This window comes from Microcystis sp. M144S2 (assembly GCF_020246065.1).
Classification (GTDB): Bacteria; Cyanobacteriota; Cyanobacteriia; order Cyanobacteriales; family Microcystaceae; genus Microcystis; species Microcystis ichthyoblabe_A.
The window spans coordinates 1-24,145 of sequence record NZ_JADBTR010000073.1; the positions used below are offsets into that span (position 1 = coordinate 1).

At 41.9% G+C, this 24,145-nt stretch carries 25 protein-coding genes; 10 read left to right on the forward strand and 15 right to left on the reverse strand.

The window, feature by feature from the left end; all coding sequences use genetic code 11:
- Window positions 1-116: 116 nt before the first annotated feature.
- The 7 genes from IM462_RS09580 to pdxH form a co-directional block, all read right to left on the reverse strand.
- Window positions 117-623: a PIN domain-containing protein gene (locus IM462_RS09580; protein WP_287703063.1), complete on the reverse strand. Its 507-nt coding sequence runs from the start codon at window positions 621-623 to the stop codon at window positions 117-119.
- Window positions 607-897, reverse strand: coding sequence for a UPF0175 family protein (locus tag IM462_RS09585; protein WP_110544016.1), 291 nt, complete (start codon window positions 895-897; stop codon window positions 607-609). The genes IM462_RS09580 and IM462_RS09585 overlap by 17 nt, the downstream gene beginning before the upstream one ends.
- Window positions 898-979: 82 nt before the next feature.
- Entirely contained in the window at window positions 980-1,249 is a 270-nt protein-coding gene (locus tag IM462_RS09590; protein ID WP_002739840.1) for a type II toxin-antitoxin system RelE family toxin, read from the reverse strand.
- Window positions 1,242-1,490 (reverse strand): type II toxin-antitoxin system Phd/YefM family antitoxin, encoded by a 249-nt coding sequence (locus IM462_RS09595; protein ID WP_002739617.1) that lies wholly within the window; start codon window positions 1,488-1,490, stop codon window positions 1,242-1,244. Before IM462_RS09595 ends, IM462_RS09590 begins: the two co-directional genes overlap by 8 nt.
- 67 nt (window positions 1,491-1,557) lie before the next feature.
- On the reverse strand, window positions 1,558-6,198 hold the full coding sequence (locus tag IM462_RS09600; RefSeq protein WP_287715115.1) for an NB-ARC domain-containing protein: 4,641 nt from the start codon (window positions 6,196-6,198) through the stop codon (window positions 1,558-1,560).
- Between the two features lie 118 nt (window positions 6,199-6,316).
- Entirely contained in the window at window positions 6,317-6,619 is a 303-nt protein-coding gene (locus IM462_RS09605; RefSeq protein ID WP_287703058.1) for a trypco2 family protein, read from the reverse strand.
- A 230-nt stretch (window positions 6,620-6,849) separates the two neighbouring features.
- On the reverse strand, window positions 6,850-7,494 hold the full coding sequence (gene pdxH / locus IM462_RS09610; protein ID WP_265795377.1) for a pyridoxamine 5'-phosphate oxidase: 645 nt from the start codon (window positions 7,492-7,494) through the stop codon (window positions 6,850-6,852).
- Between the two features lie 51 nt (window positions 7,495-7,545).
- On the opposite strand from pdxH, the gene IM462_RS09615 reads away from it, so the two are divergent.
- A complete protein-coding gene (locus IM462_RS09615; RefSeq protein ID WP_069474836.1) occupies window positions 7,546-8,316 on the forward strand; it encodes a segregation/condensation protein A in 771 nt (256 codons plus the stop codon).
- 95 nt (window positions 8,317-8,411) lie between these two features.
- On the opposite strand, the gene tadA is transcribed toward IM462_RS09615, so the two are convergent.
- Together tadA and grxC are read right to left on the reverse strand one after the other, a co-directional pair.
- A complete protein-coding gene (tadA, locus tag IM462_RS09620; protein ID WP_287703054.1) occupies window positions 8,412-8,906 on the reverse strand; it encodes a tRNA adenosine(34) deaminase TadA in 495 nt (164 codons plus the stop codon).
- The gene (grxC, locus tag IM462_RS09625) at window positions 8,891-9,208 is read right to left on the reverse strand and encodes a glutaredoxin 3 (RefSeq protein WP_002751734.1); all 318 of its coding nucleotides are present in this window, start codon (window positions 9,206-9,208) and stop codon (window positions 8,891-8,893) included. Before grxC ends, tadA begins: the two co-directional genes overlap by 16 nt.
- Before the next feature lie 32 nt (window positions 9,209-9,240).
- On the opposite strand from grxC, the gene IM462_RS09630 reads away from it, so the two are divergent.
- From IM462_RS09630 to ccmS, 4 genes are all read left to right on the forward strand, one after another.
- The gene (locus IM462_RS09630) at window positions 9,241-9,801 is read left to right on the forward strand and encodes a 5-formyltetrahydrofolate cyclo-ligase (protein ID WP_287703052.1); all 561 of its coding nucleotides are present in this window, start codon (window positions 9,241-9,243) and stop codon (window positions 9,799-9,801) included.
- A gap of 362 nt (window positions 9,802-10,163) precedes the next feature.
- On the forward strand, window positions 10,164-10,481 hold the full coding sequence (locus tag IM462_RS09635; protein WP_002762345.1) for a slr1957 family protein: 318 nt from the start codon (window positions 10,164-10,166) through the stop codon (window positions 10,479-10,481).
- Window positions 10,482-10,702: 221 nt separating this feature from the next.
- A complete protein-coding gene (locus IM462_RS09640) occupies window positions 10,703-11,716 on the forward strand; it encodes an aldo/keto reductase (RefSeq protein ID WP_287703050.1) in 1,014 nt (337 codons plus the stop codon).
- 154 nt (window positions 11,717-11,870) lie between these two features.
- Entirely contained in the window at window positions 11,871-12,311 is a 441-nt protein-coding gene (ccmS, locus tag IM462_RS09645) for a beta-carboxysome assembly chaperone CcmS (RefSeq protein ID WP_287703065.1), read from the forward strand.
- Here the strand turns inward: ccmS and nagA are convergent.
- Complete coding sequence (nagA, locus tag IM462_RS09650) at window positions 12,267-13,418, reverse strand: N-acetylglucosamine-6-phosphate deacetylase (RefSeq protein WP_287703048.1); 1,152 nt, start codon at window positions 13,416-13,418, stop codon at window positions 12,267-12,269. The two genes, ccmS and nagA, sit on opposite strands and share 45 nt — an antisense overlap.
- Window positions 13,419-13,782: 364 nt before the next feature.
- Here nagA and IM462_RS09655 point away from each other — a divergent pair, with 364 nt between their 5' ends.
- The 3 genes from IM462_RS09655 (at window position 13,783) to IM462_RS09665 (ending at window position 16,073) form a co-directional block, all read left to right on the forward strand.
- Complete coding sequence (locus IM462_RS09655) at window positions 13,783-14,577, forward strand: metallophosphoesterase family protein (RefSeq protein WP_287703046.1); 795 nt, start codon at window positions 13,783-13,785, stop codon at window positions 14,575-14,577.
- A 78-nt stretch (window positions 14,578-14,655) separates the two neighbouring features.
- On the forward strand, window positions 14,656-15,474 hold the full coding sequence (locus tag IM462_RS09660; RefSeq protein WP_287703044.1) for a SirB1 family protein: 819 nt from the start codon (window positions 14,656-14,658) through the stop codon (window positions 15,472-15,474).
- Between the two features lie 134 nt (window positions 15,475-15,608).
- Window positions 15,609-16,073 carry a VOC family protein gene (locus IM462_RS09665; protein ID WP_287703042.1) on the forward strand — a complete coding sequence of 155 codons (465 nt, stop codon included), beginning with the start codon at window positions 15,609-15,611 and terminating at the stop codon, window positions 16,071-16,073.
- Here IM462_RS09665 and IM462_RS09670 read toward each other — a convergent pair.
- The 5 genes from IM462_RS09670 to IM462_RS09690 all read right to left on the reverse strand — a co-directional run bounded on the left by IM462_RS09670 (window position 16,070) and on the right by IM462_RS09690 (window position 20,122).
- Window positions 16,070-16,837 carry a TspO-related membrane protein gene (locus IM462_RS09670; RefSeq protein ID WP_287703040.1) on the reverse strand — a complete coding sequence of 256 codons (768 nt, stop codon included), beginning with the start codon at window positions 16,835-16,837 and terminating at the stop codon, window positions 16,070-16,072. The two genes, IM462_RS09665 and IM462_RS09670, sit on opposite strands and share 4 nt — an antisense overlap.
- Window positions 16,838-16,840: 3 nt before the next feature.
- A complete protein-coding gene (gene fabZ / locus IM462_RS09675) occupies window positions 16,841-17,320 on the reverse strand; it encodes a 3-hydroxyacyl-ACP dehydratase FabZ (protein ID WP_002734156.1) in 480 nt (159 codons plus the stop codon).
- Window positions 17,321-17,582: 262 nt separating this feature from the next.
- Window positions 17,583-18,722, reverse strand: a complete 1,140-nt coding sequence (locus IM462_RS09680; RefSeq protein WP_287703038.1) for a SpoIID/LytB domain-containing protein — start codon at window positions 18,720-18,722, stop codon at window positions 17,583-17,585.
- A gap of 383 nt (window positions 18,723-19,105) precedes the next feature.
- Window positions 19,106-19,759 (reverse strand): Coq4 family protein, encoded by a 654-nt coding sequence (locus tag IM462_RS09685; protein WP_287703036.1) that lies wholly within the window; start codon window positions 19,757-19,759, stop codon window positions 19,106-19,108.
- A gap of 72 nt (window positions 19,760-19,831) precedes the next feature.
- Window positions 19,832-20,122 carry a YiaA/YiaB family inner membrane protein gene (locus tag IM462_RS09690; RefSeq protein WP_149974028.1) on the reverse strand — a complete coding sequence of 97 codons (291 nt, stop codon included), beginning with the start codon at window positions 20,120-20,122 and terminating at the stop codon, window positions 19,832-19,834.
- A gap of 159 nt (window positions 20,123-20,281) precedes the next feature.
- On the opposite strand from IM462_RS09690, the gene IM462_RS09695 reads away from it, so the two are divergent.
- The gene (locus IM462_RS09695) at window positions 20,282-21,277 is read left to right on the forward strand and encodes a hypothetical protein (protein WP_149978305.1); all 996 of its coding nucleotides are present in this window, start codon (window positions 20,282-20,284) and stop codon (window positions 21,275-21,277) included.
- A 534-nt stretch (window positions 21,278-21,811) separates the two neighbouring features.
- A complete protein-coding gene (locus tag IM462_RS09700) occupies window positions 21,812-24,121 on the forward strand; it encodes a tetratricopeptide repeat protein (protein WP_287703033.1) in 2,310 nt (769 codons plus the stop codon).
- Window positions 24,122-24,145: the final 24 nt, after the last annotated feature.

Sequence of the window (24,145 nt, forward strand, 5' to 3'; positions counted from 1 at the left end):
TAATAATAATTCCTAGTAAGCTCGCTCCTATCCCTAATTCTTTCGTTAGCTTTTTGCCTAGAATCGCTAGATCTATTTCTAGCGAGAGAAGCCAGAAGCCTTTGTTGGCAAGTTTTCTAGCTCGCTTGTCCCCCTGTCAGGTCTAATTCTGTTTTTAGCCAATTAAGAATCGGAGAACTAATACGAATTCCATAATCAACTAACTGTTGTGATAAATCTAAAATTTCTTGTTTAGATAGATAACCTGCATAAAAACCAACCAAGAGAATGCCTAATGTTCCTTTGACGGGTAATTCCATAGCTTTGGCAACTCTTCTTGCTAATTTCTCATCTATAATTACCCAGTCTGGTTTGATTGAAATTGCCAAGAGAATAACTTCTAATTCTCCTCGATCTAATCCTAGTAATAGCGGTTCAAGAGGAGATGATGATGCAACTTCTTGAACTTGAATCCAATTGGCATTTTTGAGTTCTTTTGCCCCCGGTTTATTATCTCCAGCGATGACAATTTCTTGATAAACTGCCCAAGGAATAATCACTTCATTAAATAGCTGATTAAGAAGATCTAATTGATTAATCAAAGATAAGGCGATGATCGGTGTAGAATTAACAATTATCTTCATTCTCTTGGATTTTTTGGGCTAATTTACGACTGGTTTCTATCTCTGACTCCCATTCTTCTGCTGTGTAATCAATAATGGAAAAACCATACTCAGAGAGAAGTGTATAAAATGTATATTTATCGCATCCTAATACTTGTGCGCCGATTCCTGCTGAAATTTTTCCTTCTTGATAAAGATGCCCTAATGTATAAATTATGACTTTACGAGAGAAGGCTTCTTTTTCTTCTCTGGCAGCAATGAGGAGTTCTTCGGGAAATGTTACGTTAATGTTCATGAGTGTTTAAAGATAATTTGTTTTTCTTGATTTTAGCAGGAATAATATCGCTAATTAATTGATGGTTGATAATTAAGATTCTCTATATTGTTCTCTTTAGTTGTTTATAAATTTCATCATCGTTTCGTTTGTCAATCAGCAAGATTTCTAGTGTTTGCTCCTCAACACGATAAACGATTCGATATTCACCAATATCGGCTCTATGATAAGAGTATCCTTTTAACTTTAGAGAATCTTGGGGATAGGGATTTGTTCTCAGTTCGGTTATTTTTGTGGCTACTTGTTTGGCGTGTTTATCTGGCAGTTTTTTTAAGCGTTTAGTTGCCTGTCGAGATAGGTTAATCTTAAGCATTTAAAATTTCTGACAGTAAAGCCTCACTTTCTGTTGTTCCGATAAAACCTTCTTGATGAGCTTTTTCTGCCTGTAAAGCCAAAAGTTGATTTTCTAACTCGGAAAATCTCTCAAATTCCTCGATTGACAGCACGACTGCAACATTACGTCCCTTTTTTGCTATCTTTACTGGTTCTCTTCGAGCCAAGTCTAACAGTTCGCCAAAGCGATTTTTTGCTTCTGAGGCTCCTAATGTTTTCATAACTAACCTTTATAGAAACTAGCCATTATGACCATTTTAGCTATTATAGCAATTATTGACAGGAGAATCACCGCCACCAGCGACTAACATCCCTAATACTTTGATACACTTCTCTTAAGGCGACCTCTCCCCCAAAATGAAGGATTAAAGGCGCTAAGTTGGGAATAGTTTCGAGGAATTTAGGACGAGTGAGAGTACCCAAAGCATGAAGGATATCTTGCCAGAAAGATAAGTCAACATTAGCAGGGGTTAAGGTGGCTGTTAATGCTTCTAATACTCTTGCACGGTATTCTTCAGACCCAATCTCTCTGGCAACTGCTAAGGCTTTCGGTAACACTACCGGTAAATGGGGTGCCAATCCTCTCAATACACTTGCACGGTCTCCTTCATACTCAATGGCTCTGACAATTTCTAAGGCTTCAGGTAACAAACTTTCTGGTAAATAGGTAACTAACTCGGTCAATACCTTTTCTCGCTCGTATTTATACTCAATGGCTCTGGCAACTTCTAAGGCTTCTGATAACAAACTTTCCGGTAAATAGGGAGCTAACCCGGTCAATGCCCTCACACGGTCTCCTTCATACTCAATGGTTTTAGCTGTGGCTAAGGCTTCGGGTAACACTTCCGGGAAATAGGGAGCTAACCATATCAATGCCCATGCACGGTCATCGTCATATTCATCCTCAATCCCTCTGGCAATTTCTAAAGCTTCCGGTAACACTTCCGGGAAATAGGGAGCTAACTCGGTTAATGCCCATACACAATCTCTTTCATACTCAATAGTTTTAGCTGTGGCTAAAGCTTCGGGTAACACTTCCGGGAAATAAGGAGCTAACCATATCAATGCCCATACACGGTTTCTTTCATCCTCAAACGCCCTAGCAATTGTCAAGGCTTCGGATAAATGGGGAGCTAACCCGATTAATGCCTTTGCACAGAAGTATTCATTCCCAATCCCTCTAGCAATTTCTAAGGCTTTCATGAACAAACTTTCTGGTAAATAGGGAACTAACTTGGTTAGTGCTTCTGCACGAATTTCTTTTTTTCTCCATATCGGTAACTCAGTCGAGTAACCAATACCTCTGGCAATTTCTAAGGCTTCCAGGAACAAACTTTCTGGTAAATAGGGAGCTAACTCGGTCAATGCCCTTGCACAGGAGTGTTCATCCTCAATGGCTCTGGCAATTTCTAAGGCTTCCGGGAACAAACTTTCCGGTAAATAGGGAGCTAACTCGGTCAATGCCTCTGCACGGTCGCATCCATACTCAAACGCCCTAGCAATTTCTAAAGCTTCGGGTAACACTTTTGGTAAATAGGGAGCTAACTCGGTCAATGCCTTCGCACGGTCGCATTCATCCCCAATCGCCCTGGCAACTTCTAGAGCTTCCAGTAACATTTCCGGTAAATAGAAAGCTAACTCGGTCAACGCCTCTGCACGGTCGCATTCATCCCCAATCGCCCTGGCAACTTCTAGAGCTTCCAGTAACACTTCCGGTAAATAGAGAGCTAATCCGGTCAATGCCTTTGCACAGGAGTATTCATCCCCAATCCCTCTAGCAATTTCTAAGGCTTCGGGTAACACTTCCAGTACATAGGGAGCTAACTCTCTCAATGCCTTTGCACGGTCATCTTCATCCCCAATGACGCGGGCTTTTTCAACGGCCTTTTCAACGGCCTCTTCTAACTCTTTCGGAAATGCTTCTTCTAACTCTTCCCATATCTTTGCACAACGGTATTCATTCTCAAGAGCTTCGGCAACTACTAAGGCTTCTGGTAAATAAAAAGCTAACTTTGTCAATGCTGCTTCTCGCCATCCTTTATCCCCAATCCCTCTGGCAATTTTTAAAGCTTTCGGTAACAAACTTTCCGGTAGATGGGGCGCCAACATTGACAACATCCGTGCAAGATCAAAATCATTAAAACAAATTGCTCTGGCCGATACTAAGACTTCCGGTGACACTTCCGGGAAATAAGGAGCTAACCTAGTTAATGCCCATCCACGGTCGGATTCATTCTCAATGGTTTTAGCTGTGGCTAAGGCTTCAGGTAAAACTTCCGGTAAACGGGAAACGAACCTTGTCAATGCCCATGCACGGACTGTTTCCTTGCCTATCCCTCTGGCAACTTCTAAGGCTTCGGGTAACACTTCAGGTAAATGAGGAACTAACTCAGTCAATGCCCATGCACGGTCAGATTTATCCCCAATCCCTCTGGCAATTTCTAAGGCTTCGGGTAACAAAGCAGGAGGAAGACAGGGACTAATTTCCCTTAATCCTGCCGTTTTCTTCTTAGCATCTTGATTTTGTCTCACATAAGCCAATCCCTGAGCAGGTGTCCAGATTTCATGTTTAATCAGTGCGGCAATTAATTCTGGTGGAATATTAGCGGCCAAACTATTGAGGGAAGTAGTTATTAAGGTATAACGAACCTGTAACCCAATCGACTCACTGGGATTCTCAATAAAATGCCCCTCCGCCAATTGCCACGCCCGGGAAACATCCTTAATAAAAACTGCTGTTTTCCCTTCCCTTTCACACTGACTATACCAACCATTATGACCTTCTGCGGTTTTTTCCCTCAGTAATAGATGAATCTGGGCTATCTGTCCTGCCTTTTCCAAATGCCAGAGCAATTGATTATAAATATAGCCATCATCCTCTAAACTATGCCAGTTTGATCCCCCTAAATCCCCCTTACTAAGGGGGACTTCCACCTCTTTTCCCCCCTTTTCAAGGGGGGTTAGGGGGGATCTCTCCTTTTCAAGGGGGACTTCCACCTCTTTTCCCCCCTTTTCAAGGGGGGTTAGGGGGGATCTCTCCTTTTCAAGGGGGACTTCCACCTCTTTTCCCCCCTTTTCAAGGGGGGTTAGGGGGGATATCTTAATTTGTTTTTGATACCGTTGTAAAAGCTGTTGATGTGCCTCAGCCATTGATAACCCTAACCCCGGTAATCGATAATCCGTTTCAGGATGAGGAGACGCTAGGATCAGATTTCGGGCTAAATCATGTAACAAATCATGGACCCGATAACTCGTTAATAGTTCACTAGAAACCCCCGTTAATAATAAAGCCTTACTCCGTAAATATCTTAAAGTTTGTCTCGCTTCTCTAACCGGACAATCCCATAAAGTCGCCGCCATTTTTTCGGTAATGGTAACATCATCGGGTAACACCCCTAACCAGCTAAATTGTCTCAATCTTTGCCCATTTAATCGCTTTAAACTGAGATTAAAGCAAGCAATTAAACTATAATGTTTTCGTTTTTCTTCATTGACAGTATCTCCAGCTTCCAAGCGATCTAAAATTTCTAAATGAGCGATTTCTGCCCGTAAATCTTCGATTAATTCAGTCCAAGGAATCTCATCTTCAATTTGTGCCGCCGTCAACTCCAATGCTAAGGGTAAATAACCGACAATTTTGGCTAATATTTTGGCTTGTTTCTGATCTGCTAAATTTAATTCATGCTTTAAATAACCCGTTAATAAGGCTAAAGATTGGCTTTCCGTCATCACATCCAAATCATAACGAATTGCCCCTTTAACGGGAACTTCCCTAGTGGTTACTAATAACTTACATTGATTTACTGCTACTCTAAAAGGATCAATATCTTCTACATTCCAGAGATCATCTACCACTAATAAAGCCTTTTTATCTGCCAATAAAGTCCTCAAGTGTAAGGATGCCGCATCAATACCCGTCGGCTTAAAATTATAATCTCCTAAAGCTTGAATCCAGCCATGAAGAAAGGATAAAATGTCCGGTTGTTGTCCTAAAGTTGCCCAGAAAATGCCATCAGGAAAATAAGCTTGAACTTCTTTTTCTTGTGCTAATGCCGCCGCTAAAGTGGATTTACCAATACCTCCTAAGCCATAAATCGCACTAATAACTAAAGTTCCCGTTTTTTCCGTTATTTCTGACAATAAAAGTTTTTTTAACTCAATACTAACCTCTGGACGTTCGACAAAATAACTCGGTTTAGGAGGAGCTTGATTGCGATAGGAAGAAGATTTTAAAGAAGCGGATATAACGGGTTTAGGTTCAGGATCAATATCATGGTTTTCTAATATCTCACACCATTCGGGATTGTCATAAACCCTTGCCAAAGATTCAGCTTCTAAAGATGCTGGACGATCTCTAATTGGCTGTTTAGATTGTACCCCAATCACTAACCCATAACAAACAATTGCTGATCCCGATGTTCCTTGCCAAGGTGACTGATCTTCTGCTAATCTTTCTAATTGTTCATCGGTGGGTTGTATGTCTTGACTATCTTTAATATTTAATAACAAACGGTTATGAGGAACACGATTAGCCACATCGATAGTTCCCTGAATATGTAACCCTGTGGCGTATTTTATACCATCTTCAGAATACCGTAAAAATAGAGGAAATCCCAAAAAGTCAAATTTAACTTTTTGGGTGCTACTCGCATCAGGTAACAACCCAAAACTTACAGGATTACAAGTTTCGATAGTTTCTGGTAATTCTACTAAGGCTATATCGATATTATCGGGAGCTTTCCAAATTACCTTAGCGTCTATATCCTGCTTATCAGAATAGTTTGATGCTGATCTAAATCGTACTTTACAGTCGTTACTATTATCAAATAGATGCCGACAAGTCAAGAGTAAACGTCCCCCAATTCGATAGGCAGTGCCATACTTAGGGGCAACAATTTCTAAAGCGCGATCGGGTTGGAATTGGGGCATAACTTATCGGATTGATGTAACGTATTATTCTGGGATGGCGATGGGTTACGCTTCGCTAACCCATCCTACAAATTAACTGCTTTGGGGGCAAGCATTGCGCTTCTAGGGGTATAAAATTCTAATCGGGAATATCATCACTTGCTGTCTTGATAGGTTCTCCATCTTTCCCAATGGGTTTAAGGGGAATTTTAATTCTATGGGTTATCGTATCTTTATTGGTGACACCCCCACCCATTTCTACTACCCAAAATTTCAGCCCACCTTTGCCTTCTTTCGACTGCTCAACCACAAATTGAACCTCTAATTCAATGTCACCCACTTCAAAGCGAATCTGCTCACCCTCAGAGGCTAAAATAGATTTACTCAGTTCAACCCGCAATGCTTCTAAGGTTTCTCGAAGTCCAACTTTATTGATGTCCATAATTCTCTAGTTATTTTTGAAAGATGCAAACCAAAACCCTTTCAATTCTATCGTTTTTCTGAAACTTTAGGGCGGACGGATTGCCTTTCTCAAATGATATAATAGCCCAACCCGATCGCTAAGGTAAGCGCGGGTTGGGAAAAGAAATCGACCTAATATTATCTCAAGACTAAAATGACAAATTGAATTAGCATCGAGCTATTTTGCCAATACAAGGTGTCAAGATCAAACTAAGGGGCTAAACGTTGCCTTTGCCAGCTGCCATCTTCTTGACGATAATAACAGAGACGATCATGGAGACGACTGGGGCGACCTTGCCAGAACTCGATTAAACTAGGAATTAGGCGAAATCCGCCCCAATGAGGAGGACGGGGAACTTCACGACCCGCATATTCTTCTTTTAGTTCTGCTAGGCGTTTTTCGAGGATATACCGCCCGGAAATCACTTCACTTTGATTGGAGGCCCAGGCCCCTAAACGAGATTCCCAGGGACGGACAAAAAAGTAATTATCCGATTCCTCCTCGCTGATTTTTTCTACAGTTCCCTCGATCCTAATTTGCCGTTGCAATTCTCCCCACCAAAACACTAGGGCCGCATTGGGATTGGCGATTAATTCCTGTCCTTTGGCGCTGTGGTAGTTGGTAAAGAGAACAAAACCGCGAGGATCGAAGTCTTTTAACAGTACCATGCGGGCCCGGGGTTTACCCTCCGGGGAAATAGTGGCTAAAGTCATAGCGTTGGGTTCTAATCTTCCCGAAGATACCGCCCGTTCTAGCCATTGTTTAAATACAATGAAAGGATCGGCAGATGTTTCTGACTCTAGCAATTCTTCGAGATTGTAGTCCAAGCGCAGGTCAGCGATCGATATGTCCATGGTTTTGCTTGCTAAATTTTATCCTTTGAGATCCTACAAGATTCTACAATCATGACTATCACCTCGGCCAGTGATGCGATCGCCTCTCTTTTAGAAATGGCGGAACAGGGAGAAATTGACCCCTGGGATGTGCAGGTTATTGATGTGATCGATCGCTTTTTGGCAGAATTGGGGTTATTAAATGATCTAGATTTAGCCATGGCCCAGGCTAATTTACCCCAATCGGGACAGGCTTTTTTATGGGCTTCTATGTTAGTTTTATTTAAGGCTGATACCCTAGAAAGATTGTCTTTGGACCAGCAAGAAGAAAGTCTGATTGATGAGGAAATTAGCGACTTAGAAAGGGAATTAAGAACTTTACCCCGTTATCTAGAAAATCATATTCGCCGACGTACTGCTGCCCCACCACCGCGAAAAAGACGGGTAACTTTGCAGGAGTTAATCACTCAATTACAACAGATTGCCCTAGAGATTGAAGCTTTACCGAAACTGCCTGTAGTTGTCCCGAAACCCCGGCCCCAATCCCGACGGGAAGCGGTACAAATTATCACGGAATTAGCCCACCAAGAAAACCTGACGGAATTGGCAGCGGAACTGGACTTTTTTTTGCAGAGAAAGTTTTTTCAATTAGAGAAAAATGAGATAGAGTTTGAGTATTTATTAGATTTATGGCAAGCGGAAAAACCCTCTAGTCACTCGGCAACACAGGAAAAGGTGGCGATTTTTTGGGCTTTACTTTTACTGGCTTCTCAATCAAAAGTGGAGTTAAAACAGGAGGATTTTTATCAGGATTTAACTATTTCTTTAATTAGGGTTTGCTGAAAAAGTTTTTTCTAGAGGCAGGGTGTGCGGTGTCGGGTGTGGGGTTTTAAGCTAAGAGGCATTACAGCTTATTGACTCCTATCTCCCTGACTTCTTTAAACATTTCTTTTTTTCTCAAACCATGTTTGTAATAATTCCCCCGATTCCTTGGCTAAAATTCCCGCGATTACCGGTAAACGATGGTTAGAAAAAGGACTATCAATAAAATTAGCCACAGTGCGGATAACTCCTGTTTTCGGATCGTCAGCACCGTACACTAATAATCCTAATCTAGCCTGAATAATTGCCCCGGCACACATGGGACAGGGTTCGAGGGTGACGTAGAGGGTACAATCATTTAAGTGCCAATTGCCTAAAACCTGACTAGCGGCACGAATCGCCATAATTTCGGCGTGAGCGGTGGGATCATGGTGTTTTTCCTTGCAATTAGCCCCTTGAGCGATTAAATGTCCCTCTTTATCCACGATAACCGCTCCCACCGGCACATCACCCCGATCCCCCGCAGTTGCCGCTAAATTTAAAGCTAACTGCATCCATTGCCGATGTTTCTCATAGGCTTTTTCATCAATAGACTTTAGATAGTCCCACATTTAGCCAGTAAATTATCTAATTTTTTCTGACCATCCAAAGCATACAAATCATCACAACCACCGATATGTTCATTATTAATAAAAATCTGTGGTACACTGCGTTTACCGTTGGACCGTTCGGCCATGGCTTGACGAGCGCTTTCATCCCCATCAATCTTGTATTCGGTGTATTTTACCCCTTTCCAACCCAGCAACCATTTAGCTCGAATACAGTAGGGACAAGTTGCCCAGGTGTAAATTTCCACATTGGCCTTGATATTCTCGTTATAACGCCCAAAAAGCGAGTTAAATAGATTTAGCATCTTGTGACTACAGAAATATTTATCTTTATTTTATGGATTCTGCTACCAAAAAAGCCCAATTACGCAAACAACTAATTGTCCAAAGACGATCGCTTCCTAAGCATATTTGGCAAGAAAATAGTCAGCAACTTTGCAAAAATTTACAATCTTTACCCCTCTTTCAGCACGCTAAAACCATTCTCGCTTACTTCAGTTATCGTCAAGAGCCGGATTTAAGTTCCTTATTTTGTCAACACCATCGCTGGGGTTTTCCCCGTTGTGACGGAGATAGCCTGACTTGGCACTGTTGGACTGCCGATGATCCCCTAGAATTAAATCGTTATGGCATCTATGAACCAACAGCGATCGCTCCTCTAATTTTACCTGCCGAAGTGGACTTACTGTTAATTCCCGCCGTCGCTTGCGATCGCCAAGGTTATCGTTTAGGTTACGGGGGGGGTTATTTTGATCGTCTCTTACATTCCCCCGAATGGCAAGCTATCCCCTCGATCGGGATTGTCTTTGACTTTGCCTATCTCGATACCCTTCCCCTCGATACTTGGGATCAAAAATTACAGGCAATCTGTACCGAATCGAGAACCGAAATTTTTTAAGTAGGTAGGCATTAAAAACTTTCAGATCCCCCCGCCTATCGGCACCCCCCTTATCAAGGGGGGCAGGGGGGATCGAACCTCAAACCCATTTTTAATTTAATTATAACCAGCTACTTAACAATTATTTCCCTTTGTGCGATCGGTTTAACTTATATGGGAGCGATCGATCTTTGTGTCCTTTGTGTCTTTGTGGTTCGTTCTGGTCGTTTGCTGGCACTGTATCTTAGAATACATTTTACCCACCGACTACTCATATATTAAGTTTTATTGAATCCGATCGACCCTTAAGATAGCTTTGCTAGGATGAAATTCACATCAGGAGATGTTTATAGTAATCACCGGAAAAAGTCAACAGGGAAGCAATGAAACACTTTCACGAACCATGGATTCAAGAATGGTGTCAAGAAAACGGCTGGACAGAGCTATTTCTCGAACGCTACAGTAATTATTGGGCATTCCCTCCCAATGCCGTGATGCCAGAACCAATTCCCACCAAAGTGTTACAAAACATTAAGCGCCAAAAAGGTCTATCCCCTGCCGAAAAACTTTGGCTAGGAGTGGCGATCGGATTGACTTTGACAGCTTTAATTCTCTGTATCACCCTCGCTTGTCCTATGCCTATAGTTCTCGCTTTCGCTTTTGATGCTGTCACCGCAGCGCGATTGGAAGTGGAATATTAAACCAGCAAAAATTGAGTAGCAGAAACCCAAAAAGGGGGAGATTTTTCCGAAAGTCTTCCCCTTTGCCGCTTTTTTCTGGACAGGTACAATCGATCTGTCTTGAATCAGTAATCGGTGATCAGTGGTCAGTAGGAGAATAGAATATTAAGTGAGCAGTATTCAATGACAGTTTTCTGCTGTCTTTTCACTGATTACTGTTTATTGTTTACTGAAAAGTCCCCATGTCCGAATCTCGTCGCTTACAGTTTACCGCCGATCTGGAAATTTGCCGTATTTTGAACGGAATGTGGCAGGTTTCAGGCGCCCATGGTTCGATCGCACCCCAAAAAGCGATCCCTAGTATGTTCTCCTATCTAGATGCCGGTTTCACCACTTGGGATCTGGCCGATCATTACGGTCCAGCCGAAGATTTTATCGGTGAATTTCGTCGTCAATTAGTCGCCCAAAGGGGCATTGATGCTTTAAATAATCTGCAAGCTTTCACTAAATGGGTTCCCCGTCCGGGTAAAATGACTAAGGAAATAGTCGAAAAAAATATCGCTATTTCCCTACGTCGCATGGATGTGGATAGTCTCGATTTATTGCAGTTTCACTGGTGGGATTATCGCGATAAAAATTATCTAGATGCCTTATATTTTTTAGGAGAATTACAACAGGAAGGCAAAATTAAACACCTGGCCTTGACTAATTTCGACACGGAACATTTAAAAATTATTCTCAGCGCCGGGATTAAAATAGTCTCCAATCAAGTCCAGTTTTCCCTAATCGATCGCCGTCCCCTCGTCAAAATGGCGCAATTTTGCCAAGAACATAACATCTATCTACTCGCCTATGGTACTCTAGCAGGAGGCTTATTAGGGGCAAAATATCTCGGTCATCCCGAACCCAATGCCATGAGTCTCAATACCGCTAGTTTACGGAAATATAAAAACATGATCAATGCTTGGGGAAACTGGCAATTATTCCAAGAATTATTAACCGTTCTTAAAGCGATCGCTGATTCCTATCATGTCACCATTCCTAATGTGGCAGTGCGTTACGTTCTCGAACAAAAAGCCGTAGCCGGGGCAATTATCGGCGTGCGTTTGGGTGTTGCCGAACATATCCAAGAAAATGCCCGTATTTTCGATTTTCAATTATCCCCCCAAGACTATCAAAAAATTGATCATGTCTTGCAAAAATCCCAGGATTTATTGCAGTTAATCGGTGATTGCGGTGATGAGTACCGTCGATAAGTAGGTAGGTGTTAAAAATTGTCAGCTTTCCCCCCTTATTAAGGGGGATCCCCCCGCCTATCGGCACCCCCCTTATCAAGGGGGGCAGGGGGGATCGGCACACCCCTTATCAAGTACTGATAACTGATGACTGATAACTGAAAAGAGGCTAATGATGAGATTTGAACAACCAATCCCCGATGATCCCGCTAATCAATGGCGCTATCAATTAGATCAATTCGTGCAAGAAAATCAACAGGAATTAGCCGGTTTAATGTGGGGTTTACTCTCGGAATGGGGAGAAGATGCTCAGGAAATCTTGGGCATTGATCTTAAACCTCAGCCCCATTTTGTCTGTTGTTCTAGGGAAGCTCTAGAGAAATTAAATCGCAAGGTTAATTGCAAAATTCAAGAGATGCTTGGGATTATCTATCGCTATAATCCCAGGGAAGAAGTGGCTATAGTTGCTATCGGTGATGGTCAGGTAAAATTGATTTATTTTCAACCCGATCTTTCCCCTCCTGAATGTTTTGATCGCCTCGAAGTGGATCTCGATACTCTCATTCAACAGTTAGAGGCCAAAATGCTGGCGGAAATCCAATCTTTCCCAATTTGATGCCGATTGCCAGCGCAAAAAGTTGGCAGGTTGTCCCACGGATAAACCCGCTAATCCGATCGCTTTTCTGGGGGATTCTGTCCCTAGAAGAATCGCTGTTTCTAAATCACATATTCCCCAGTTAACTAAATTGGCTACTCCTTGTAATAAGGGTAAGGTTGTTCCCGCTAAAGTACCATCAAAAAGTCTTGCTGTTCCCTGTTTAACTTCAATTTCTCTCTCGTCCCAAGGATAGACACCATCTTCTAAACCGATCGGCGCTAAAGCATCACTAACTAAGAAAATTCCTCGATGATAATTACTGGCTTTTAGTAATAATTCTATCATGGTTGGATGGATGTGTTGACCATCGGCAATTAACCCACAATACACCTCGCGATTGATAATTGCTTCCCCTAATAACCCCGGTTGACGGTGGTGTAAAGGAGGCATGGCATTAAAGGCATGAGTAACCATTTTTGCCCCCTGTAAAAAGGCTTTTTTGGCTATTTCTTGACTCGCTTGCGAATGTCCTAAACTGACGGTAATCCCTCGATCGCTTAGGTATTTAATCACCGTAACGCTACTATCTAATTCTGGGGCTAGGGTAATAATTTTTACGATCGATAAGTAGTCTCCAAAGATTTTATCTATTGTTTCTATACTTGGGTTTAAAAGATATTGGGCCGGATGCGCCCCCCTTTTTTCATAGTTTAAAAATGGTCCCTCTAAATGTACTCCTAAAACCTGCGCGCTCGCTCGATTTTCCTGTTGCTGTTTCTCGATATATTTGGCAATTACTGAGAGGGATTTTTGAAATTTCTCCACGGAGGTGGTTACTAAGGTGGGAAGATAACCATCAATTCCTTGATTCCCCAGATAATCGCTAATCTTATCTAACTTTTCTAGATCTGTTATTTCTAAGTCGGGAAATGCTAATCCTAATCCTCCGTTGATCTGTAAATCTACTCCTCCCAACGATAGCCAATCCCCTTCCATATCGATAATCTTTTCCCCTCTTGTCTTTCCCCCCATCTCCGTGATTCTCTCGATCTTTCCAGCAGCATTTATCTCTATTTGTTGTCGCTCCTGATAGGCGGGAATTCTAGCGTTAATTAGGGTTATCATAGCAGCAGAAAACTAATTTTTTTTTATTATAATCTCAAAAAAAAACTTTTTTTTTGATTATGCTTGACAAAGGAGCATTTTTTTGAGATGCTTTTTATATAATGGGAATCTTTGCACTTAGTGACAGATGTTTAAATCCAATTATATAAAAACTAATCATAAAAAAATAATACCATAACCTGACCGCTCCCTGTCCAGAGATTGCAAAAATACTTTACAAAACAATTACAGCCTTTCTGCCGTAGTTCTTAGGAGGGAGTGACTGTCAGAAGGAAAGCTTTGTCCTATAATAAAATTAAGACTTGATAAAAACTACTTTTTTAGCGATAAAAGAGTAGCAATCTCAGTGATTAGGGAGGGGTGTGTGTTTTTTAGAAAAATAGGGAAAAAGACTCAAGAACCGCGTCGTATTATTATCGGAGATGTGCATGGCAGTTTTCAGGCACTTTTGCGACTATTAAACCGAGTTGCTCCCGATAGTGAGGATGAGGTTTATTTTCTAGGAGATTTAATTGATCGAGGACAGCAGAGCTTGGAAGTGGTGGATTTTGTCATCAAAAATAACTATCAGTGTCTCCTAGGAAATCATGAATATATGCTCTTAAAAGCTCTGGCAGGAAAAGAAATTTCTGAAAAATGGTTTAACGGCTGGATCGAGAGTGGCGGGGCGGCGACACTACTAAGTTATAATAACAATATACCCGCCGAGCATATCAATTGGTTCCAATCTCTACCCGCTTATTTAGACCTAGGAGATATTTGGTTAGTTCACGCGGGAGTACACCCAGAATATCCTCTTGAACGGCAAACAAAAGAGCAGTTTTGTTGGATTAGAAACGAATTTCATACCATGACCCAACCCTATTTCAAGGATAAACTAATTATCACAGGTCATACTTTAACCTTTACCTTTCCCGATGTCAAACCGGGACAACTAGCTCGCGGCAACGGTTGGCTAGACATTGAAACTGGGGTTTATCATCCCCAAAGTGGTTGGTTAACTGCTTTAGATTGGACAAATCAATTAGTTTATCAAGTGCAGGCTCAAAATAAAAATTGTCGCACGATCCCTTTAGAAAAAGCCGTGGTTAATCTAGATATTGAAAAGATTTCTCGCTACTTCTCCAGGGAAAGCTCATCTAAATCACTGAATCTTTAATGGTGATCAGAAAAGAGAAGCGATAAAACCGGAAGCATCGGTTAAAATAGTTGATAATCTGATTAATACCCTTTTCTAATGACCCTTGAACTCTTATACCAAGCCTTCATCGAAACAATTCAACATCCTGACTCTGAGATAAATCTAGCTCGGGCAGCCCTACAAATAGCCAATTTTGAATATCCGCGCCTCAAGATTGATCACTATTTAAATAGGATAAATTTAATGGCTGACGAGGTAAAAAAACGTTTACCGGATAGATTATATCCCTTAAAAATAGTCCAGGTTATCAATCAATATTTGTTTGAAGATTTACAATTTACCGGTAATACCCAAGAATACTATGACCCCCGCAATAGCTACTTAAATGACGTAATTGATCGCCGCACTGGTATCCCACTCACTCTCTCGATTATCTATTTAGAGATTGCCAAACAGATCGATTTTCCCATGGTAGGAATTGGTATGCCAGGGCATTTTATTATCCGTCCCGATTTCGAGGAAGTAGAAATCTTTGTCGATCCCTTTCACGGTGGTGAAATCCTATTTAAACAGGACTGTCAAGAAAGATTAAGTCAAATTTATCAACAGCCAGTTAAATTAGAAGAACATTTTCTCAATATTGCTACCAATCAGCAAATTTTATTACGTTTGTTGACTAATTTAAAATATATTTACCTGAATCGTCAACAATGGTCTCAGACAATTCGGACAATAGATCTACTACTTTTGCTCATTCCTAATCATCCCCTAGAGCTGCGCGATCGAGGTTTAGTTTACTATCAAATTGGACAACTCAGCCAAGCGCAACAGGATTTAGGCTTCTATCTCGCTCTCCTACCCAACGCTCAAGATGCGGAATCAATTCGGCAATTATTGCAAAAAATTAACTCTTAAGTTGCCCATCGTCAGGAGATTATTTTTATTTGTTCTCCCCACACCCCACACCCGTTCGGCTGAGCTCACGGCCGAAGCCCACACCCCACACCCCACACCCCACCAACAAACTTTTTCAGCAAACCCTAACTAAAATGACTATTAGCCCTTCCGTAACTGCGAAAAAACTCAAAATCGGTCAACTGCGAAAAGTTCATCATATCGCTTTCAACGTCAAAGATATGGATGCCTCTCGTCATTTTTATGGGGAAATATTAGGATTAGAGGAATTAGTGGGGGAAAAAATTCCCAGTACCTTAAAAGAATTAGTTGCCCAGGGAAAAGTGGCCAATTTTATCACCCCCGATGGTACAGTAATTGACCTATTTTGGGAACCAGATTTAAACTCTCCCGACGACAATCCCGAAATCGCTTTTACCCGTGCCAACCATTTAGCCTTCGATATTGCCCCGGAATACTTCGATTTTGCCCTAGAAGTGCTACAAAGTCAGGGAATTACTATTGCTAGTGGACCCGTAACCCGGCCGACTGGGAGAGGGGTTTACTTCTACGATCCCGATGGCTTTATCGTCGAAATTCGCTGTGATCCGGCATCTTAACGACTCAGAGGGCGGAAATTGCCACGAAAAACCAGAAAAGTTAGGGTAATCGCTAATATCATCGCTGTTATCGCAATTAGAGGCAGAGAAATCTGTTTAACAGCGATCGCCAAAAAAGCCCAGATAAACACCCCGATAAAAGCCCGATCTTTTCTTGTTAAACCGACTAAAATCGCGATTATCGCCCCGATAAGCAGGATTATTACCGTCCAGCTCTGGTCAGTTAGACCCCATCGCTGCCAGTCGATCCAATCTAGCACCGAAGCGAAATTGACAATCGTGGCCACGCTAATCCAAGCGAAATAAATACTAATAGGAGCATTAACTAATAAACCCTGTTTACGATTGACAATCAAGCGATTAATTTCTAAGCGGAGATAAAGCCGGATGAGAGGAATTAAAATGCCTAGCATTGCCAGTAAAGACAGGGTAAAAAAACGCAATTGAAAGAGAATTACCCAGAGAATCTGACAAGCACTAGCGATGGCTAATTCGTAGCCTAACCGACGCAAACGCGGTTCAGTTTTATTGAAAGCCAAAGCTTGGTAAATTCCCAGACTAATTAAACCCAGATAAATTAATCCCCAGATCGCAAAAGCATAATTAGCGGGAACAATTAAGACATCTTGAAAAACTGTATTCGAGATAGCCCCGATATTTTCGCCCTTGAGAGGAAAAATATTAGCGAAAATATTGGTAATAAAAGCCCCTAGAATAGCAAATAAATTTAGTTCTTGTCGGAGACGATCTCGATCAAAATTCATAGGTCAATCAAAGACGGAAAACATCATTTCGCCCTGGGCGGCCAATTGCCCATCGACTCTTGCTTCCCCTTGCATTTTAGCAATTTTATTCATCTTGAAGGATAATAATTCCACCGTCATGATTAATTGATCCCCCGGCACCACAGGACGACGAAAACGGGTTTTATCAATGCCAGCGAAGGCAAAAAATTTCCCTTTCATCCCGGGTAATTGGGTCAAAATCACCCCCCCCACTTGGGCCATGGATTCAACAATTAACACCCCCGGCATCAAGGGACGACTGGGAATATGACCGGGAAAAAAAGGCTCGTTGATCGTGACATTTTTTAGGCCAACGGCTTTTTTACCTGGTACATAGTCAATAATACGATCAACTAGGGCAAAGGGATAACGATGGGGCAGTAGTTGGCGAATTTCCTCGACGGTAAAGGTAGTTTTTATGACTGGTTCCAACTCGGTTAAGGCTTCGGTAACGATGGTCATGCAAGTCAAAAATTACAAGTTAGATCAGACATTATCTCACAATCAGTTATCAGTGATCAGTTATCAGTTATCAGTGATCAGTTATCAGTGATCAGATGAACGTAGGTGGGGTTGAAGCATGAAACCCAACGCCAGCATAGTTTACGCTACCGCTAACCCATCCTACAAATAATTGTGCCTCCCTACTTAGCTTAACCAATTAGGTTTTAGATTCGATCCTTGTTATCAGTTCACTGTTGACTGGAAATGGCTGAAAGCCTTTTTAATTGGGCATTTCAGTTAAACGAGCATTTTGATAATAATGGCTGAGAATGCGGTCATAAGTCACCCCTTGGTCAGCGAGGGAAAAAGCGCCCCATTGACTTAAACCGATCCCATGACCGAAACCGCGACCATTAATGGCAAAAGTACCGTTATTAGCTGAAATCGTGAATAGGGTACTACGCAGCTCCAGGAATCGCCGTAATTGGGTATCAGAGATTAATTTAGAGCCTTGATCGCCCACTATACGCATTCTAATCACCCGTCCGTGGGGAGTGGTTCTTTCGGGAGATAGCGATCGCACACGACCGACACCACCGATTAAACGGCCTAATTCCCCGGCACTAAAGTTTTTTGACCATTGGAATACCGGGGCGACTTGGTCGTAATCGACGACACCGCGCAGGTAGGGTAAGGGGGAATTCCAAACATCCTCGACATTTTCCGTATGACCCCCAGAGGAGGAGTGAAACACCGCTAGAATCGGTTTACCGTTGAAGCTCATAATTTGTCCGGCGGTGGCATTAACTGCCTCTTGGGTGGTAGTAAACTCGCTTTCTAGACCCTTATAAACTTGGGTGCGGGTGGTAGTATCAAGATCGTAGATGCGATTGCCGGAAGTGTTCATTTGGTAGAGAGCATAGGTACGCGCCGCCACAGATTGGGCTTTTAAGGCCTCTTGCGGCCAGGAGGGAATCGCCTCCGCACCGACGACACTATAGAGATATTCCTCTAAATCGACTAAATTTAGGGCTGTCACCCCAGAACCTTGCCGAATGATCCTTGTGCGTCCTCGATACCAGCGATCGTTAATCCAGACGTAACCATCATTCTCCGGTTCGATGATCAATTGACTGGCCTGCCAATCAGCCAAACCCACCGCTTTTCCTCTGGGATTAGCATTGAGGGCATTCATGGCGGTCAATTCTCCTAGGACTCTGCCGGCCCCATCTTTCACCACAGCATCGGTGGAACTGCCCACGGAGACGGCACTAACACCTTTACTGATGGCAATGCGTAATTCGACAGCAGCCTGGACTGGGGCGATAATCAAAGCCCAAAAAACTAGGATGAGCCAGCTATTAGCAGGCAGGCGCTGCAGGTAACTGCCCAGCAGCCTTGCTGTGTGTTTATTGGTCATGGGGGTCGGACTCCTCACACAATCGATCGATAATCAATTTTACCCGGACTGGGATTTTTTGGCTACTCCAGTCCAGAAAAATTTTTCCCCTGTCACTTTTTCCCGATAGTCTGAGAATTTTTCTGTCCTCTGACCCCTGAATGGGCAAATTGCCTTATTTTGTCCGATTAATCGGGATTTATTCGGTTTAGTCGATTATTCTAAGTAGGGAGGCGTTAAAAATTATCATATTTCCCCCCTTATCAAGGGGGGATTAAGGGGGGATTAAGGGTAGGGTTGATTCATGAATCAACCCTACTATGAATAAACCCTAGGATTAAGGGGGGATCAAAGACAAAATCTATCTTCAAATTATAACCACTTACTTAAGTAGTCCAGCAAAATTAATTTCCTAGGTTCGAGTGGACAATCGCCAATTCTTGCTGCCAAACTACCAGGGATTTCTCCCAAGCTAGTTCCCATTTTTGCGCCAAAAAAGGTCGAGTATTTTTGCCCAAATTATAGCCGATGACAATCTCTTCCCAGAGAGAATGTAAGGAAAGTGGCGAAGAAAATAAAGCTCCCAATAATCCCCCTAAAATTATGACAATAGCTAGAGGGCGACGAGTTTGACTTAATTCAAAAGCTTTCAGTTGCAATTCTCCCATGCCATCGACACCAAAACCCGTGACTATATGCCAGATATCGTGAGTTTGCCGTAGGCGAAGCAGCAGATAATCTGTATCAGAATTGACCTGAATAGACCGATAAAAATTAGGATCAAAATTGAGACTAATTAGGTGAGTAGCATAATGATAACCTAGGGAATCTTCAGGGAGTTTTAGCAGGGTTTCTAAACAGGGACTAGCGGCTAGATATCTTTGGGCAATCATTTGGGCGGTAGCTCGATCGCTTTTAACATATTGCAAAGATAATCGCTGTAACCAACTCTCTTTTAAGCCATCTTCAATATCATATACAGACATCGTATTACCGGGATTTTGTAAAAGAGAAATTATTCCTTTGGTCACACTGATTAGATTAGTTGTGAATAGCATATAAACTCTCCTAAGTCAGAAAAAAGAGTGAGAATAATCGAAAAAAAACTGATAACCAATAACTGAGAAAAACTACTCCTTATAAGGATCGTACTGAGTCAAGATCCGTTCTAACTTTACTTCGTCAATGCGATTAATTAAGCGTTTAGATTCTTCGACATCGCGGACAGTTTTTGATAAATTAATGGTGGAACCGACGGTAAATAGTAAACCCATGCCTAAATAACCTTTAATCCACGCATCTACTGGTAGATAAATAACTCCTAAAGAAGTGGCAGAAATAGAGACAATAAAAGATAACCAAGTTTGAAAAATCCACGCTTGAGTATGACTGGGAGCAGTACCGTATTTTTTATCGTTCATAATCGTCTCCTAAATGTTTCTACACCCATTTTGTCTCTTCTAGAGGTGCAACAACAATGAGCGCTATCTAGTAGGGGGAGGGTTGAGAACTGGGGTGAAGTGGGGTGAAGTGGGGTGAAGTATCAAGTATAATCGTTGTCAGAATCTAGGACCGAAAAGATGGAGAGCAAACACCTGAAAATTTGGTATTCTTGGGAAAAACAAGAACAAATGATCGAGCGCTTGGTGGGGAGAGTGGGATTAACCCGGGTGCGTGCCACTTGTTTTCTGCGTCTCTGGATTTATGCGATCGCCAAGGAGGCACAGGCAAAACCCCCTTTATCCCAGTTAATTTTTCCCACCACTGCCATTATATGTACCCATCGGCAAGCATCGGATTTATTTTATCAGGATCAGGACCAGGGCAGCGAACGCTCGGCGGGTATGATGTTAGATAAATTAGCAGCCCTTGGTTTAATTGAAAAAATTTTTGACGGCAACACAACCAGAATTAAAATCAAGCCAATTACGGGGATTTTAGAGCCTGATAGCTCGGAATCATCTGTAGAATTGCAATTAGATCAATTTAATCCCCGTTGTGATGCGATTCCTGTGGCTAACTTGCTGACACGCAATTATAACTGGATGAATCGCAATGCTGAAGCAATTCCCCATCGCATTTCTCGTCTGTTGCGGGGTTGGTCAAAAGATTACACCACAGGTATGCGAGTTTTGCGTCGGGTAGATAATCTTAATCCCGTCGGTTTTTATCTGCTCTATCCCACCGCAAACGAGTCGGAAGCGAATTTTTTTACCTCTCCTAACAAGAGTTTACATCTAAGTGCGATCAACGAACAGGATCCTTTTAAAATGGCATCTGTGGGAGATGAAAATTGTCTTTCGGTATTTATTCGCAGTTGGATGATCGATGCTAATTATTTAGATAAATATCGTTTAATTTTTCTGCAAGATGCCCAAAAAACTCTCCAGAGAATGACCTTAGATTTTCCTAATCTCTGCGATTTACATACTTTGATTATTCATCCCGATTATGAGAAATTAGCCGCCGCCTTGGGATTTCAAAAAACTATTCAGGAATCCCCAAACTCTATTTATTGGATGTATTTAGGACTCGATCGCTTTTTATCCCTAGATATGAGTGCAATTCAATTTTAATCGGGAGTGGGGAGTAGGGGGAAAAAATCCATAACTGGGTTTTTGAAGTTCGATCGGGAGTTAAGTAGGTAGGCGTTAAAAATTATCAGATGCCCCCCTTATCAAGGGGGGATTAAGGGGGGATCGGCACTCCCCTTATCAAGGGGGGATTAAGGGGGGATCGGCACTCCCCTTATCAAGGGGGGATTAAGGGGGGATCAAGGACAAAATCTATCTTCAATTTAATTAGAACCACTTACTTACAAGCAGCTAAAATGGCTCTCCCAGCTTTGGTGGGTAAAATGTATTCTAAGATACATTTCTCCTAGCGAGGGGGTGGAACGAACCACAAAGACACAAAGGACACAAAGATCGATCGATCCTATGTCAATTAAACTTATCACACAGAACCTAGAAGAGCCCTAAAATTTGTCTTATCATGGCGAGGAGGAAGAATATTATCACCGGTGAAAAGAAGTCGAATTAATTTTCTACAAATCTTTAGACACACATTCCGCAATCTCAAATCGAAAATCTCAAATCTAAAATAGGCTTATGTGGAATTCTATAATACAATTCTATCAAACTAATAAAGACTGGATTGACAATCTCCTCTCCGGTGCATTAGTGACTGTTGTTCTGGCAATAATCGGTTTCATTTGGTGGTATCGAGAGCAAAAACGAAAAGTCCGAATCATTGAACCGTCCTTACCCTTTACGAAAATTGCCCCCAATAGCAATGTAATCCCGATTATCTACAAAAGGGATGAAAAGGATAAATCTCCTTTAGCGGATCATAATATTATTTACCAACACCGAATGGCTGACCGAAACTTTACTAACGAACTTCTGCAAAATCTGGAGGAAAATCGCTGGTTAATTATTCTCGGACCCAGAGGAATCGGCAAAACTAGAGAAGCTGCTGAAGTAGCGCAACGCTTGAATCATGAAGGCTGGACGGTATTAGTATTAAAATTAGGAGAATGGTTAGAGCGACCTGAAAATAACCAATTAGAGGCGATCGGAACAGATAGAAAATTACTATTTTTCCTCGACGATCTTAACTTACCTATGCGCCGTAGTTTGGAAATAGACCAAAATCCCCAAGCAAAAGATAGTCCTCTTGCGGCGATTAATATTCCCTTACAAGAACGACTATTAAAAACCCTAGAAGCTTATGAAACCCATTGTACTCGTCCCGAAGAAGTGCGAGTAATTGCCACTGCGAGAGATGAAAAAGAACCCGAATTACCGGGACAACCGAGTGAATGGGATAAGTTACAGTGGAATAAATACCCAAAACTGTGGAACCGTTTTCACTTGGTAGAATTGCCATCACCGGAAGACGGTGCAATTGTCGAATTATTGCAGGATACTATCCCGCAAACCAACATTAAAGCCGAAACTGACTACAGCAGCATTGCTGCCTATAATGATTCTACCTTTCGCAATGTGGTAGAAAATCTGGTGCGCCTCGACAACCGACAATTACCCCTCAATCGTACCAACTATGAAGCTACTCTGCGAGGCAACTGGCAAAAACGTTATCAGGATGCAATTAAAAGGGATACTCTGGCGAAATATATCTATGCTGCGGTGGATTTGTTGCGCCAGTGTAATGTTTCCTTAGAACCGTTTATTGTTGAACACACTGCCAGATTTATCGCCAAGGGAAATATTTGGCAAAAACTCTGGTATCGCTGGCAAATCAAGCAAAGTTTGGCTGATTTAATTGCCAGAGAAAACATTTTAGAACCTCGCGACGGACAAATTGAAGCCAAGGGAAAGCAGGTAGAATTAAATGACTATTTGCGTCCTCTAAAACAGTTAATTTGGCAGTTATTTAAACAAAAACCAGAGGAAATGTTGCCCTCTCTAGCAGGATTTACTCTTAAACTATATGAATTAAAACGCTATCGAGATGCCTTAAAAGGGTTCAACCGTCTAGTTAGTTTGCTACCTCAATGGAAAGACGGTTGGTTTTATCAAGGTACTACTTTTTATTATCTCGAACAATACCAAGAAGCGATCGCATCCTACGATCGAGCTTTAGAATTTAAACCGGATTACCATGAAGCTTGGTACAACCGAGGGATTGCGTTAGCTAATTTAGGCAGATTAGGAGAAGCGATCGCATCCTATGATCGAGCTTTAAAATTTAAACCCGATGACTCTGATGCTTGGTACGGCCGAGGGAGTGCGTTAGGTAATTTAGGCAGATTGGCAGAAGCGATCGCATCCTACGATCGAGCTTTAGAATTTAAACCCGATTACCATGAAGCTTGGAACAACCGAGGGATTGCGTTAGCTAATTTAGGCAGATTTGAACAAGCGATCGCATCCTGGGATCGAGCTTTAGAAATTAAACCCGATGACCCTGATGCTTGGAAAAACCGAGGGAGTGCGTTATATTATTTAGGCAGATTGGAAGAAGCGATCACATCTTATGATCGAGCTTTAGAAATTAAACCCGATGACCCTGATGCTTGGAACAACCGAGGGATTGCGTTAGGTAATTTAGGCAGATTTGAACAAGCGATCGCATCCTGGGATCGAGCTTTAGAAATTAAACCCGATTACCATGAAGCTTGGAACAACCGAGGGAGTGCGTTAGGTAATTTAGGCAGATTTGAACAAGCGATCGCATCCTACGATCATGCTATTAAAATTAATTCAAATTATGCTAATGCTTACTACAATAAAGCTTGCTGTTATGGCTTACAAAATAATGTGGAATTAGCTATCGAAAACTTACAAAGCGCCATCAATCTTGATGTCGAATATCAGGATATGGCGAAAACAGATAAAGATTTTGAGCAGATTCGGGGAGATGAGCGGTTTCAGAGTTTCCTAAATCGAGTATAATAATATATATTTGTATTTTAGCTA